Origin of the sequence: Actinoplanes sp. NPDC049599 (genome assembly GCF_044465625.1) — a bacterium.
GTDB lineage: Bacteria > Actinomycetota > Actinomycetes > Mycobacteriales > Micromonosporaceae > Actinoplanes.
This window is the reverse complement of sequence record NZ_JBITLX010000029.1, coordinates 62,287-76,058: the sequence shown is the minus strand read 5'-3', so window position 1 is coordinate 76,058 and position 13,772 is coordinate 62,287. Positions and strand designations below refer to the sequence as shown.

The following is a 13,772-nucleotide window of genomic DNA, read 5'->3' as shown; positions in this document are numbered from 1 at the left end:
GTGACCCAGCTCGCCACGATCCCGCTCCGGCACGTGCTCGCGGTGACCCAGCTCGCCACGATCCCGCTCCGGCACGTGCTCGCGGTGACCCAGCTCGCCACGATCCCGCTCCGGCACGTGCTCGCGGTGACCCAGCTCGCGGCGGTCCCGCTCATCATGGCGGCGGCCGCGATCGTGGCGGACCTGCCGGGTGCGCGGCGGGCCGGTGGCAGCGCGGCGATCAGCGACTTCGGGCGTACCCCGGGCGCTTGACAGCCCTGGTCCCGGGGAGCCGCAGGCGCGGCTCCCCGGGGTGGGTCAGGCGATGCAGGCGCAGACGATCAGCGCCGCGCCGAAGTGCGAGGCCGCGCTGACCAGGGCGCCGGGGTGCCGCTCCGGGGTGCAGATGACCTCGCCCAGCTTGCCCGGGGTCATCCAGTCCAGCACCAGGAACGCCAGGGCCATGACCGCGATGCCCAGCAGGCCGAAGATGAGCGTGGAGAGCAGGCCCTCCACGAAGTCGTTGTAGCTCGTGAAGATCGCCGTGAAGACGATCGCCGCGATGCCCACCTGATTCGCCGCCAGCAGCAGCGCGGCGTTCGGGTTCTTCTCCACCCAGATCAGGTCCCGCAGCTTGCCCGGGGTCAGCAGGTCGATCAGCAGAAAGCCGACTGCCATCAGCCCGATGCCGACCAGCCCGAACACAATGCTGCGTCCGGCACCCTCAAGCAGATTTTCCAGCACGGTCTCTCCCTCGTCACGACGTCAGAGGGCACCGTATCGGACCAGCGCACCCAGGTGATCCACCGCCGGGCCGATTGTGGATTCGATCAGAGCGCGCCGAGGTACCGCTGGCGCTCGTACGGCGTGACCTCGCGCCGGTACTGCTCCCATTCCTGCCGCTTGTTGCGCAGGAAGAAGTCGAAGACGTGCTCGCCCAGCACCTCGGGGATCAGCTCCGACTTGGCCATCACGTCGATCGCCTCGGCGAGGTTCTCCGGCAGCGCGTCGTAGCCCATCGCCTTGCGCTCGGCCGGCGACAGCGACCAGACGTCGTCCTCGGCGCCCGGGGGCAGCTCATAGCCCTCCTCGATGCCCTTGAGGCCGGCGCCGAGCATGACCGCGAACGCCAGGTACGGGTTTGTCGCCGAGTCGATCGAGCGGACCTCGACCCGGGCCGAGTTCGGCTTGCCGAACGCGGGCACCCGGACCAGCGCGGACCGGTTGAGCGCGCCCCAGCTCACGAACGCCGGCGACTCGGTGATCCGGTCGGGCAGCTGCAGCGGGAAGAGCCGCTTGTACGAGTTGACCCACTGGTTGGTGACCGCGGTGTACTCCCGGGCGTGCACCAGCAGGCCGGCGATGAAGGCACGGGCGGTCTTGGAGAGCTTGAGCGGGTCCTCGCCGTCGTAGAAGGCGTTGCGCTCGCCCTCGAACAGCGACAGGTGGGTGTGCATGCCGCTGCCGGGCTGGTCCGTGTACGGCTTCGGCATGAACGTCGCGCGGACCCCCTGGGAGAGCGCGACCTCCTTGACCACGTGCCGGAAGGTCATGATGTTGTCGGCCGTGGTCAGCGCGTCCGCGTAGCGCAGGTCGATCTCCTGCTGGCCGGGGGCGACCTCGTGGTGGCTGAACTCCACGGAGATGCCGATCCGCTCCAGCGCGAGCACGGCCTGCCGGCGGAAGTCGCGGGCCACCGAGTGCGTGGTGTGGTCGAAGTAGCCGCCGCCGTCCACCGGGATCGGCACCGTGCCGTCCAGCGGCCCGTCCTGGACCAGGAAGAACTCGACCTCGGGGTGGGTGTAGAAGGTGAAGCCCTTCTCTGCCGCCTTGGCGAGCATCCGGCGCAGCACGTGCCGCGGGTCGGCCCAGGCGGCGCTGCCGTCGGGCAGCAGGATGTCGCAGAACATCCGCGCGCTCTCGCCGCTGACGCCGCCCTCGAACGGGAAGACCTGGAACGTGGTCGGGTCGGGCATGGCGACCATGTCGGACTCGGAGACCCGGGCGAAGCCCTCGATGGCCGAGCCGTCGATGCCGACGCCCTCCTCGAACGCGGACTCGAGCTCCGCGGGCGCGACGGACACGCTCTTCAGGGTGCCCAGCACGTCGGTGAACCAAAGCCGGACAAAACGGATGTCGCGCTCTTCGAGCGTACGAAGCACGAACTCCTGCTGTCGGTCCACGTCAACCCCTCGTACTTGCCCGGCGATCAGTCTCTCCCGGTCCCGTTACGCCGAGATTACGCTGACCGTGCCCACCGGGTGCCCCCGGGTAAGGCACGGTGTTGATCACAGACAGTACGCCCAACGCTGGGGAAGAATAGCGACATGCCTTCGTTGCGCGTCGCCCTTGCCCAGGTGAACTCCACCGTCGGGGACATCCCCGGCAATGCCGCCGCGGTCCGGCACTGGTCCCGGACGGCGGCCGGGGCCGGGGCCCAGCTGGTCGCGTTCCCCGAGATGATGCTCACCGGCTATCCCATCGAGGACCTGGTGTTCCGGGACTCGTTCGTGCGGGCGTCGCAGTCCGCCCTGCGTACCCTCGCCACCGACCTGGCCGCCGACGGCCTGGGTGAGATCGCCGTGGTGGTGGGCTACGTCGACGCCGACGGCCCCGCGCCGACCAGCTCCGCGGCCGTGCCCGGCAGCGGCCGGCGCGACGCGTCCGCGCTGCTGTTCGGCGGCGAGGTCGTCGCCACCTACTTCAAGCATCACCTGCCCAACTACGGCGTCTTCGACGAGGACCGCTACTTCGAGCCGGGCGACTCCCTGACGGTCGTGCGCCTCGGCGGCGTGGACGTCGCGCTGACCGTCTGCGAGGACCTGTGGCAGGCCGGCGGGCCGTTCGCCGCCGCCCGGCGGGCCGGGGTCGGGCTGGTCGTCAACATCAACGCCTCGCCGTACGAGCTGGACAAGGACGACGTCCGGCTGCCGCTGGTGCGGCGCCGGGCGGCCGAGGCGGGCGCGACGATCGCGTACGTGAACACCGTCGGCGGCCAGGACGAGCTGGTCTTCGACGGCGACTCGATGATCGTCACCGCCGCGGGCGAGCTGCTCACCAGGGCCGGCCAGTTCACCACCGAGCTGCTGATCCACGACCTCACGCTGCCCGCGGCGGACGCCGTCGCGAACGGCCCCGAGCCGGCCGCGGCCGAGCCCATGGGCATCGTCCGGGTCACCGTCGACGCGCCGCTGCGCCCGCTCGCCGACGGCCCCGCGGTCGGCGGCATCGCCGAGCGGGTCACCGACGAGGCCGAGATCTGGTCGGCGCTGACCCTGGGCCTGCACGACTACGTGCAGAAGAACGGCTTCCGCTCGGTGGTGCTGGGGCTGTCCGGCGGCATCGACTCGGCGGTGGTGGCCGCGATCGCCGTCGACGCGCTCGGCCCGCAGCGTGTGGTGGGCGTCTCGATGCCCAGCGGCTACTCCTCCACCCACTCCCGCGACGACGCCGCCGACCTGGCCAAGCGCACCGGCCTGGACTACCGCAGCGAGCCGATCCAGCCGATGGTCGACTCGTTCCTGGCGAACCTGTCGCTCTCCGGCCTGGCGGTGGAGAACCTGCAGGCCCGGGTCCGCGGCGTGATCCTGATGGCGCTGTCGAACCAGGAGGGCCACCTGGTGCTGACCACCGGCAACAAGAGCGAGCTGGCGGTCGGCTACTCGACCCTCTACGGCGACTCGGTGGGCGGCTTCAACCCGCTCAAGGACGTGCCGAAGACGATGGTCTGGAAGCTGGCCCGCTGGCGCAACACCCAGGCCGACTCCCCCATCCCGGAGAGTTCGATCACCAAGCCGCCGAGCGCGGAACTGCGCCCGGGCCAGGTGGACAGCGACTCGCTGCCGGACTACGAGGTGCTGGACACGATCCTGGCCGGCTACATCGACGGCGACCAGGGCCGCGACGACCTGATCGCGGCCGGTCACGACGCCGCCCTGGTCGACCGGGTGCTGCGCATGGTCGACCTGGCCGAGTACAAGCGGCGGCAGTCCGCCCCGGGCACCAAGATCTCCATCAAGGCGTTCGGCCGGGACCGCCGGCTGCCGATCACCAACCGCTTCCGCGAGGGCGTGTGACCGGTTCCACTCAACCCTGACCGGTACGGCTCCCCGGGTGCGACGATTTGGCGTACCCGGGGACCGCACAGCGCGGCCTCGAGGGAAGGAGACGACGATGTCCGAGATCCCCACGCTGTACGGGGGCCCCGCCACCCGCCGCGTCCGCACCCGCGACCTGATCGCGGCCAAGGAGCGCGGCGACCGCTGGCCGATGCTGACCTCCTACGACCAGTACACGGCCGCGATCTTCGACCGGTCCGGCATCCCGGTCCTGCTGGTCGGCGACTCCGCGGCCAACAACGTGTTCGGCTACGAGACGACCCTCCCGGTGACCACGGAGGAGCTGCTCCCCCTGGTACGCGCGGTGGTGCGCGCCACCAAGACCGCCCTGATCGTGGGTGACCTGCCGTTCGGCTCGTACGAGGAGGGCCCGACCCAGGCGCTGCGCACGGCCGTCCGGTTCATGAAGGAGGGCGGCGCGCACGCGGTGAAGCTGGAGGGCGGCCGCCGGGTGGCCGCGCAGATCCACGCGCTCACCGGCGCGGGCATCCCGGTGATGGCGCACATCGGCTTCACCCCGCAGAGCGAGCACACCCTCGGCGGCTACCGGGTGCAGGGCCGCGGCAGCGACGCCGAGGAGGTCATCGCCGACGCCCGGGCGGTGGCCGAGGCGGGCGCGTTCGCGGTGGTGCTGGAGATGGTCCCCGGCGAGGTGGCCAAGCAGATCACCAAGGAGCTGACCATCCCGACGGTGGGCATCGGCGCGGGCCCGGACACGGACGCCCAGGTGCTGGTCTGGCAGGACATGGCCGGGCTGCGCGAGGGCAGGGCGCCACGCTTCGTCAAGCGCTACGCCGACCTGTCCGGCGTCCTCACCGAGGCGACCCGGCAGTTCGCAAACGAGGTCCGCGGCGGCGAGTTCCCCGCCGAGGAGCACACCTTCTGACGGTCCAGGGGTACGGCTCGGGCAAGATCGGACCAGTGGCAGACTGCCTGTCATGTCCGTTCCTGCCCGAGTCAGCCTGGCCACCCTCGGCGTAGCGGACGTCGCCCGCGCGACCGAGTTCTACGAGTCGCTCGGCTGGCGGCTGTCGCCGGCCTCGGTGCCCGGGGTGGTCAGCTTCTTCCACACGGCGGGCGGCCTGCTGTCGCTGGTGTCGACCGACGACATGGCGGCGGACGCGGGCCTGCCGACCCGCCAGGCGCCGCCGAACCCGGCGACCGACTTCCGCGGCACGATGCTGGCGATCAACGTGGACAGCCCGGCGGCGGTGGACGAGGCGCTGCGCTCGGTGGTCCAGGCCGGAGCCACGCTGGTCAAGCGCGGCGGCACGGCGGAGTGGGGCGGCTACCTGGGCTACTTCACCGACCCCGACGGCCACCTCTGGGAGATCACCCACAACCCGGCGTGGCCGCTCGACGACGCGGACGTGCCCCGGCTCCCCTGATCCGCCGCCTGTCCAACGCTGTCCGGGCCCGTCCGGCACGGTGCGCCGGCTGCGGCGGCGGGCCCACCACGCACGCGTCCTTGTACGCGGTGGTCGTCATCCTGATCGGGCTGAGCGCGCGAACCCGGGCGGGCTGGTCCTGCCGCGACTGCGCACAGCCCGCTCATCGCGATCCCCGATCATCCTCTCGGACCCGACCGAATGCGTCGGTGGCGTGGGTCAGCCCGGCAGTCTGCGCCGGAGTGACCTGCTGGTGCAGCCTGAAGCGGTGGCCTCCGAGCCCGCGGTGGAGAGCCTGCTGCGTGTACCGGCGCCGCAGGTCCTCGGCGCTCTGGTCCGTCCGGCACGGCAGTGCGGGTACAGGCCGCTGAGTCGCATCGGCACAAGAGCCGGCCGCCCGGATGCCAGCGGCCGGTTACCCGGTCGCGGACAGCGACCGGGTAACCGGGGTGTGGTGGGTTTGGTTCAGCAGCCTGCTCCGAAGCTGACGCGCGACAGCCGGGTGGTCCAGTTGCCGCCGGCTTGGAAGTACTGCTGGGCCAGCAGGGCGGTCTGCCCGGCGGGGCAGGTGCCGCTGGCGGCGGCCGGGTCGACGTGGACGCTGGAGTAGTCGCCGAAGCGGGTGTTGGTGGTGGTGACGGCACCAATGGCGAGGGTGACGTCGCTGTTGGTCAGAGCCGGGACGCCGCCGCCGGGTGTCACGCCGTTGACCGTGGTTGAGGTGTTACGGCACGGGGTGGCACCGGTGTCGGTGTAGGCCCAGTTGAGCCAGATGTTGAAGGAGTTCGCGGCGGTCTCGAACGCCCCGAGAGAAGGGCTGAAGTCGTCGCTGGTGCCGTTGTGGAACGCGTTCGCGACCGTTGCGGTATTCGCCGTGGTGCTGATGGCGCCGTAGCGGATGCCGGGGAACCCGGCGATGTTGTTGCCATGGGTGAACCAGATGAACTGCGAGTTCGCGGCCTGTACCGGGGCCCAGGCGATGCGTCCGTCAAGCGGGTCCAGAGTGACGGTGGTGCCGCACTGGTTGACCCGACGAGGTGGTGCCGCATACGAGTTCGCGATAGTGGCCTGCAGCACCAGGGCGGTGCCGGGGCCTGCGCTGTTGGTCATCCGGTAGAGGTTGTAGCCGGTTCCCGGCACGCCGGCGACGTAGAAGGTGTTGGCGGTGGTGCCGATGGGAATGCCGGCGACGGTGACCGGAGCGGTGGAGAACGCCACCGAGAAGGCCGGGAAGCTGACGGCCGCGCCGGCGTAGAGCTGCGCCTTGGACACCGACCACGCGGTGGAGTTGAGGTAGCCGGGATTGAAGTTGTTCGTCGAGGACAGGATCGCGTTGCGGTCCTGCCCGAGGTACGGGTAGTCGAGCAGCATGCCGTTGGGGAACAGCCCGCCCGTGAACGTCAGCGTGTAGACGAAGTAGCCGCCACAGGCGTTTCCGGACGTGCTGGCCGCCAGGAACAGCCGCGGTGCAGCCCCGGCCGTGCCGTTGGTGGTGGCGATGATGACAAAGCGGTTGTTCAGGTTGTCGTACAGCGTGCGCGGGTCGAAGACGTTCGTGGTCCCGAGCCCGAGCCACCCGGCGAGGGTGTTGGTGCACTGCTGCGTACCGGTCTTGTTGAAGACGGTGACGCGCCGGTTGACCGTTTCCAGGATCTGCGTCGGACCCACACTGGCGTTGACGTCGGACGGCTGTCCGCCGCCACCACCGGTCTGGTTGATCCCGTCGAAGTTGCTGTTGATCGTGGTCGGCGACGGCGCAAGCGTCCGCACACCGCCGGTATTCGGGCCCGAAGCCCCGGAGCGGGTCGCGCCCGGCGATTTGGCCGCGCGGGTCTGCCCGGTCGGCAGGGCCGTCCCGGTGGGCTTGCCGTCGCGGCCCAGTGCGCCGCGATCGGTAGTGACCGCCGGACGGGCCTTCGGGTTGGTGCGCTGGTCGACCAGCTTCGCAGCGGCGGCCCCCCGACCGCCTGCGGCGAGGGCGACCTCCGTCGGCGCCGGCACCGGTGCGGCGGCGGCATCGACGCCGACCAACAGACCTGCGAGCAGGACCCCGAATGCCATGACGGCCGACATCTTCCGTGTTCTTTCCACACTTCCCCCCTTGTCGAATCTTGCGCGTAATGATCGACGTGGATAGCGGGAAGCTTCCCGGAAGCGACTCTGTCATCAAGCAATTGATCGGCACAGCCTATTGTCGGGTTCCGGCGAGTTCGTATCTCGCAACGGCACACCAATTCAACCCGAACCAATGAGCCATTCCGCGCAACGTTCCGGTTGCGGGCTGTAGCGGATTTGGTGTCCAGAAGGTCCGAGACGCGCCTGATGGGCGCCGGTACGTAGAAAAGGCGCAGAACCCCGATATGAAGGTGGTCCTACCACAGATCAACTTCATAGGGATCCTGCGCCGACGATGAGTGTCACATACACCGCCGTGCTACCGGCACGCGAGCACACCGTGAACTTCCTGACCGGGCTGCTGACCGCGGAACGCGCCCGCCGGGGTACCAGGGCCGGCACCCGAGCTGTACCCGCCCGCGAACAGGCGATCCTGGTGTTGCGCTGGTTCCTCGACGGCACCCGGATGCGGCAACTCGCCACCGACAACCAGATCAGCGTCTCGACCGGCTACGACTACCTCAACGAAGCCATCGACGTGCTCGCCGCCCGCTCGCCCACACTGCACGGCGCGCTACTCGCGGCGAAGGCCGCCGGCTACGACTACGTGAACATCGACGGGACCCTGATCGAGACCGACCGGTGCCGTACCCCGGGCCCGACCGAAGGCGTCGACCTGTGGTGGTCCGGCAAACACGACAACCACGGCGGCAACGTCCAGGTCATCACCGCACCGGACGGCTGGCCGATCTGGACCTCCGACGTACGGCCCGGCCGCGAACACGACACCACCGCCACACGCGCCCACACCGAGATCCTGCCCGCCCTCACCGACGCCGGCACGGACCTGCGCACCCTCGGCGATCTGGGCTATGAAGGCCTCGCCGACACGATCACCGTCGCGTTCAAAAGACCCAAGAACGGCGGACTGCTCCTCGCCCAGCAGCAGTTCAACAAGGCCCACAACAGCCTGCGCGCGATCGGCGAACGCGGCAACTCCCTACTGAAGATGAGCTTCCGAGCACTGCGCAACATCAGCCTCAACCCGTGGCGGATCGGGAAGATCGTCGCCGCCGCGCTGGTCATCCTCCACATCGAACACAACCGCACTACATGACCTTCAGTAGTCAGTTCCTTGCTCGGACAACCTCAATGAATGCAGGTGGTGTCATACCCGACAGAAAGTGCAGGTTCGATTGGTCAATTATCTGATGGGGCGCCCCGAATGCCGGAGTCGAATACCACCACCGCATCGGAGAATTGTCCCGGGTGGACGACCACCGTCACCGGCATCGCCGAGGGCACCGGCTGCCCGGCAAGGTTCTCGCCACGCAGCTCATAGGTGCCGGGCGCCAGCACGATCTCGAACCGGCCGTCGTCCGTGGTCTCCACAGCGACGAGCCGCCCCGCTTGGCCCGGCCGGCCGGCCGCGATCCGCGCCCGCAACGGCACCTGCGGACACGGCGACGACCCTTCCAGCACAGGGCAGCCGACATCGACGATCGCGATGCCGCGGACCCCCGAACGATCCGCTCCAGCGGACCCTTCCACGGGACCGCCACCAGAATCCGCCGGGGTGCATGCGGCCAGCACGCCCACCATCGCAAGGAAGACCAGTACACGTGACATTCCGGTGAGACGACCCGATCTCCTGTACGGGTTCCCGGATCTCGGAAATTGGTGACCGCCGCACCGACATGGTCAACTATCTCCCGGAAGCCGGCGCGCACCAATGCGTGTTTTTGGTGGATATACGCATGGCGATATGGACGACATTCTTGGACGCAAAATCGAACCGGTGGCGGACGAGCGGACGGCGGCAACATCGTTCTCTTCCCGTTCTGGCCGGTTACGCGCCCGTTGCCGATCATGATCGTGATTCGTGTGGACGGTGTGGCAGCGCCGCAGGATGTCCGAGGTGCAGCCGGCAACCATCCGGCCGACAGCCCTGCCGTGATCAATATGGGCACGGCCGCCGCCGGCCGGTTCGGCCGAATGGCCGGTCGAACCGATCTCCAATGGGCCTCGCCCAAACCACTGCAAGGTACGGCAACCGATGTCGGATCTGCGACATGTAGCAGGATCCGGTTCCCAGGGTCATCTAAACTTCGGTCGACAGCAAAGTCCCCAGTCACGCATGGGGGTTGCTGCAAGCTTTGCCGACACGATTGCGCCGCTTTCCGCTATCGGTTTGCCGCGCTCGAGATGAGGCAGGCCTATTGGGAAATACACATTCGCAGGAAGCATGATCAGAGCTTCGCGTGACGTTCTCGAAAGCGTCCGGTCGCAGACTGTCGAAACTCGACGGCAGATCCGGCCCGACGCGCGGTGAGCCACATCTCCCGAAACACACCTTGCTCACATTGCCTTCCTTGGCCCCACACCTGACGTGGATGGTCGCCCCATCGAAGGCTCATCCCGTCAACCGCCAACACCTCAGCGACCCCAGCAGAGGGAGTCGAGCATGCTGCCGCTTTTCACGGGCAACGGCGCCGACCGCGTGTCGAGGTCAAAGCCGCTTCGCCTGCTTGCCGTCGGAGTTGTCGCCGCCGGCGCCCTGATCGGCTGCGGCGAGGACACACCTTTCAAGACGCAGCGTGCGCCGGTGCTGGAAACGGTGGTGTCCGGAGACCGGGTGGTCCCGCAGAACCCCAACGGCGACTTCGCCGCGCTGCCGACGGCGGGAAGAATTCGCATCAGGGTGCAAGCCGACTGGAGCACGAACATCGCTGTCGCCTTGGACGGCGCCGACATCAGCCTCCGCGAGGGCCGGCCAGAGACCGATCCGTGGTATGAGTCCGTCGCGAAAGTGGTACCCGCGCCCAGCCGAAATCTCTTCTGGGAAATCGTGATCAATCTTCCACCACTCAAACGCGTCAGCGTGGCGCCGATCGTCGTGGAGGTACGCGACCAGACATATCTCAAGACCCCACCACCGGTGGAGCAGCGGCCGCCGTTGACTGTTCGGCTCAGCAACTTCGCCGACCCGGCGCGGATTCCCCTCGCGAGCGACTTCTTCAACGAGGCACAAGGCGACAACACCAAACAGGACGGGCGCGCCAAGAGCCAGGTGATCACCAAGGGCATCGTCCTCGCCGGCTGGCTCTGGCAGGATGGCGACACAGCACCCACCCGCAACGACAGCGGGGAAGCGGATGTCATCCGCGCGAACGAGAGCGAGGATTATCACTACGACATTTGGCTCGACAACGACTTCATCACGCGGAACTACGACACACCAGCGCTCCTGAAACCGGTCCGCGACGCGATCGTCAAGGGCGCCCGAAGCCGACTCATCGACCTTCGACCGGGCCGAGACATACCGTTGGTGAACCTGGGGCATGCGACCGCTGCATCGTTCCTATGGCCCGGCAACGGTGGTCTGTTCACCGTCGAACTCAACGCCTGGCACATCGCCGATCGCGGCCGGCCCCCTGCCGGCTGGGCCGGCACGGACCCCAGCGACCCCGCGAAGGACGGCAATGCCTGGCCGTTCCAACCGCGACGGCCGCTCGGCGTCAACCCCGGTGATCCCGACCTCAGCCCCGGGCAGTACGTCATCATCAGCGGAACCCTGTGGCAGGACACCTCACACGCCGACAACTCCCCCGTCGGTCAATTCCGGCAATGCTGGGACGACCATCTACCGGGACACGGCGGCTGGCTGGAAATCCACCCGGTCGACTCCATCCGTCGAGTGGACGCACCAACGCCACGCAAGCAGACAGACATGATCAACGTCTGCTCGCCGGCGATGCGGGACATCACCACGGTGCTCGCCCCGCGGGTCAACCTCGGTGAGACGATCTCGCCGGATCTTGTTCTCCGCTGCCAGCGCATCATCGACAAACGGTTCACCCCGCACACCAGCTTCTCGGTTGGCGAAAGCCTCACCAGTGATCAGCCTGCCAAACTACGCGTCACCCTCATCACCCTGATCGACACCATGGCGCAGGTTGTCTATATCACCTGGTACGAGAAGCCCGACGCCAATCATCCCCCGCCCGACCCGGCCGACCCGTGCGTGGACTGGACCCCTGGCTGAGCCGAGGTAGGCCGCGCTCGGTGACGCCGAGTGTCCGGACAGGAGCGTGTCTGACCAACGCATGCAAAGAACCCGCGCCACCCGGTGGGCCCAGCCCACCTGGAGAAAGCCGGTCCGCCCGCCGGCACCACCCTGGCGACGTCGGCGTACACCGCCACCTTGATCTACGACCTCGGCACCGGGGCCGCGGACGACGTCACCTCGTTGTCCTTCTCCCCGACCGCCAATCGGCCTCACCCCGCCCGGATCTGGGACGTGGCCACCGGCGACCTGCTGTGCACGCTGGTCGGACACCACTCACCCGTGCCGTCGGTAACGTTCGCCCCCGACGGGCTGAGCGTGGCGACGGGCGCCGACGAGGGCGTCCGGATCTGGGCACTGCCGGGACGTTGACCACGGGTCAGCGCCCAACCCGGCCCGGCACGGTCACCAAGGTGGTCCGGCGCAGCCGGACGACCTCGTGGTCCTCCAGGTCGGATGGGCCGTGCAGCCGGACGACCTCGTGGTCCTCCAGGTCGGATGGGGCCGTCCGGACGGCGACCACAGGCCCCGGAGCCCGGGGTGGCTGACCGGCACCTCCGGCCGATGATCAGATCTGCTGGAAGAGGACCTCTCTGGTCCGCGGGTCGGCCTGGGCCAACCGGACCTGAATGCGACCACCGAGCGGCAGGTCGCCCACGCAACGGGCTTGCACGGCGGGTTCGTCGATCGCCACCATGCCACCGCGAGGCCGCTTGTTCCCCGGCTTGCCACCCGCGGCCGGCGCGGTGGGGCCGGCCCGATCGACCGTGTTTCCAGCACCGCCGCCGGGACGGGGATCGTCGACATCGAGGACCCCCGCCTCGAACGTCTCCCCTACGCGGTGCGCCAGCAGCACCGCTTCGGTCAGCGCCACCGCGCCGCGGTCCGCTGCCGAGGCCGCGCGGTCGGTGGTCGCCATGCACTTCGGGAGGCGGGGCAGCGCCTCGCGGGCCCACTGCGGCACCTCGCGCTCCTCGTGCAGCGCCAGGCAGACCTCCGTCGCGTAGCGGTCGGCGAGACGGCGCAGTGGCGCCGTGACGTGGGCATAGGGCGCGCCCACGCCGCCGTGGCCGGTCTCCGCGGGCTGCTCGTTGTCGAAGGCCGTGTAGCCCGCGCCGCGCAGGAGCTCGGCTGCCTGGTTGAGGAACGCGGCGCCGCGCGGGCTGGCCGGGTCGACCGAGGCCACGACCGCGCCCACGGAGGCGTGCTGCGGCCAGGTCACGTCGAGGGACGCCGCCGCGGCCCGGAGCTTCGTGACCGCCTCGGGGCGGGGCGGGGGCATCGTGCGGAGCAGTCCGATCTTGCCGGCGAGCATCAGGGTGGCCGCTGCCATGCCGGTGAGCAGGGAGATCTGCGCGTTGTGCTCCTCGACGGCGAGCGGGGCCCGGAGCACCAGCTGCCAGCCGTCGCCGTTCTGCTCGACCTCCTGCTCGGGCAGGGGCAGGTTGACCGCGCCGCGGTCGGCGGCGCGGCGGGCCAGCAGGGCGCCCAGCTCGGGCAGCAGCGCGATCGGATCGGGGGCGGTGCCCGCGTCGACGGCCGCCTGCAGGCCCACGTAGTCGAGTTTTGCCCGGCTGCGCACGCGGGCACGCTCCAGGGCGATAGCGGCGAACTCCCCGTCGGCGTCCAGGTCGATGGTCCACAGCACCGCGGCGCGGTCGACGTCGGGCAGCAGGCTCACCGCGCCCTCGCTGAGCACCTGCGGATGCAGCGGGATCTTGCCGTCCGGGAAGTAGATCGTCTGGCCGCGCGCCCAGGTCTCGGCCTCGAGCGCCCCGCCCGGCCGCACGTAGGAGGCGACGTCGGCAATCGCGTATCGCACGCGGTAGCCGCCGCCGGCCCGGCGGGTCAGCTCCATGGCCTGGTCGAGATCGCGTGAGGTCGCCGGGTCCACGGTGACGAACGGGATCTCGGTGCGGTCAACGGCGGGCAGGGCGGCGGCGGACGCGGCCTCCTGCGCCTCCCGCATCGCGTCGGGCGGGAACTCGGCGGGCAGGTCGAGCTCGCGGCGCAGCACGGAGAAGTCGATGCGTGGCGCCCACACCCGTTTAATCGGCACGGGTCATTCCTACCAGGCCCGACCGACATTTCCGCGGGCCCACGCGT

11 protein-coding genes and 1 pseudogene are annotated in these 13,772 nt (G+C 69.3%); 7 read left to right on the top strand and 5 right to left on the bottom strand.

Annotated features, from left to right (window positions below; genetic code table 11):
• Positions 1-252 (top strand): annotated as a pseudogene (locus ACIBQZ_RS35320) (hypothetical protein); the annotation flags it as partial.
• 45 nt (positions 253-297) lie between these two features.
• Here ACIBQZ_RS35320 and ACIBQZ_RS35315 read toward each other — a convergent pair.
• Both ACIBQZ_RS35315 and ACIBQZ_RS35310 read right to left on the bottom strand, forming a co-directional pair.
• A complete protein-coding gene (locus ACIBQZ_RS35315) occupies positions 298-723 on the bottom strand; it encodes a DUF350 domain-containing protein (RefSeq protein WP_396093201.1) in 426 nt (141 codons plus the stop codon).
• Positions 724-809: 86 nt separating this feature from the next.
• Positions 810-2,162 carry a glutamine synthetase family protein gene (locus tag ACIBQZ_RS35310; RefSeq protein WP_396093200.1) on the bottom strand — a complete coding sequence of 451 codons (1,353 nt, stop codon included), beginning with the start codon at positions 2,160-2,162 and terminating at the stop codon, positions 810-812.
• A 144-nt stretch (positions 2,163-2,306) separates the two neighbouring features.
• Between ACIBQZ_RS35310 and ACIBQZ_RS35305 the strand changes: the two genes are divergently transcribed.
• The 3 genes from ACIBQZ_RS35305 (at position 2,307) to ACIBQZ_RS35295 (ending at position 5,485) form a co-directional block, all read left to right on the top strand.
• On the top strand, positions 2,307-4,055 hold the full coding sequence (locus ACIBQZ_RS35305; RefSeq protein WP_396093199.1) for an NAD+ synthase: 1,749 nt from the start codon (positions 2,307-2,309) through the stop codon (positions 4,053-4,055).
• A gap of 97 nt (positions 4,056-4,152) precedes the next feature.
• Complete coding sequence (gene panB, locus ACIBQZ_RS35300; RefSeq protein ID WP_396093198.1) at positions 4,153-4,983, top strand: 3-methyl-2-oxobutanoate hydroxymethyltransferase; 831 nt, start codon at positions 4,153-4,155, stop codon at positions 4,981-4,983.
• A 52-nt stretch (positions 4,984-5,035) separates the two neighbouring features.
• Positions 5,036-5,485 (top strand): VOC family protein, encoded by a 450-nt coding sequence (locus ACIBQZ_RS35295; protein WP_396093197.1) that lies wholly within the window; start codon positions 5,036-5,038, stop codon positions 5,483-5,485.
• A gap of 465 nt (positions 5,486-5,950) precedes the next feature.
• On the opposite strand, the gene ACIBQZ_RS35290 is transcribed toward ACIBQZ_RS35295, so the two are convergent.
• Positions 5,951-7,546 (bottom strand): hypothetical protein, encoded by a 1,596-nt coding sequence (locus ACIBQZ_RS35290; protein ID WP_396093196.1) that lies wholly within the window; start codon positions 7,544-7,546, stop codon positions 5,951-5,953.
• Between the two features lie 349 nt (positions 7,547-7,895).
• On the opposite strand from ACIBQZ_RS35290, the gene ACIBQZ_RS35285 reads away from it, so the two are divergent.
• Entirely contained in the window at positions 7,896-8,717 is an 822-nt protein-coding gene (locus ACIBQZ_RS35285; RefSeq protein ID WP_396093195.1) for a transposase family protein, read from the top strand.
• 83 nt (positions 8,718-8,800) lie between these two features.
• Here the strand turns inward: ACIBQZ_RS35285 and ACIBQZ_RS35280 are convergent, their stop codons facing one another.
• A complete protein-coding gene (locus ACIBQZ_RS35280) occupies positions 8,801-9,229 on the bottom strand; it encodes a hypothetical protein (protein ID WP_396093194.1) in 429 nt (142 codons plus the stop codon).
• A gap of 835 nt (positions 9,230-10,064) precedes the next feature.
• On the opposite strand from ACIBQZ_RS35280, the gene ACIBQZ_RS35275 reads away from it, so the two are divergent.
• The gene (locus ACIBQZ_RS35275) at positions 10,065-11,645 is read left to right on the top strand and encodes a hypothetical protein (protein WP_396093193.1); all 1,581 of its coding nucleotides are present in this window, start codon (positions 10,065-10,067) and stop codon (positions 11,643-11,645) included.
• 84 nt (positions 11,646-11,729) lie between these two features.
• Positions 11,730-12,038: a WD40 repeat domain-containing protein gene (locus ACIBQZ_RS35270; RefSeq protein WP_396093191.1), complete on the top strand. Its 309-nt coding sequence runs from the start codon at positions 11,730-11,732 to the stop codon at positions 12,036-12,038.
• 196 nt (positions 12,039-12,234) lie between these two features.
• Here ACIBQZ_RS35270 and ACIBQZ_RS35265 read toward each other — a convergent pair whose 3' ends face one another.
• Positions 12,235-13,725 carry an RNB domain-containing ribonuclease gene (locus ACIBQZ_RS35265; protein ID WP_396093190.1) on the bottom strand — a complete coding sequence of 497 codons (1,491 nt, stop codon included), beginning with the start codon at positions 13,723-13,725 and terminating at the stop codon, positions 12,235-12,237.
• Between the last annotated feature and the right edge of the window lie 47 nt (positions 13,726-13,772).

Bases quoted from the DNA above. Each gene is read 5' to 3' on its own strand.
- ACIBQZ_RS35305 (WP_396093199.1), top strand. From the start codon at position 2,307: ATGCCTTCGTTGCGCGTCGCCCTTGCCCAGGTGAACTCCACCGTCGGG.
- panB (WP_396093198.1), top strand. From the start codon at position 4,153: ATGTCCGAGATCCCCACGCTGTACGGGGGCCCCGCCACCCGCCGCGTC.
- ACIBQZ_RS35295 (WP_396093197.1), top strand. From the start codon at position 5,036: ATGTCCGTTCCTGCCCGAGTCAGCCTGGCCACCCTCGGCGTAGCGGAC.
- ACIBQZ_RS35290 (WP_396093196.1), bottom strand. From the start codon at position 7,546: ATGGCATTCGGGGTCCTGCTCGCAGGTCTGTTGGTCGGCGTCGATGCC.
- ACIBQZ_RS35285 (WP_396093195.1), top strand. From the start codon at position 7,896: ATGAGTGTCACATACACCGCCGTGCTACCGGCACGCGAGCACACCGTG.
- ACIBQZ_RS35280 (WP_396093194.1), bottom strand. From the start codon at position 9,229: ATGTCACGTGTACTGGTCTTCCTTGCGATGGTGGGCGTGCTGGCCGCA.
- ACIBQZ_RS35275 (WP_396093193.1), top strand. From the start codon at position 10,065: ATGCTGCCGCTTTTCACGGGCAACGGCGCCGACCGCGTGTCGAGGTCA.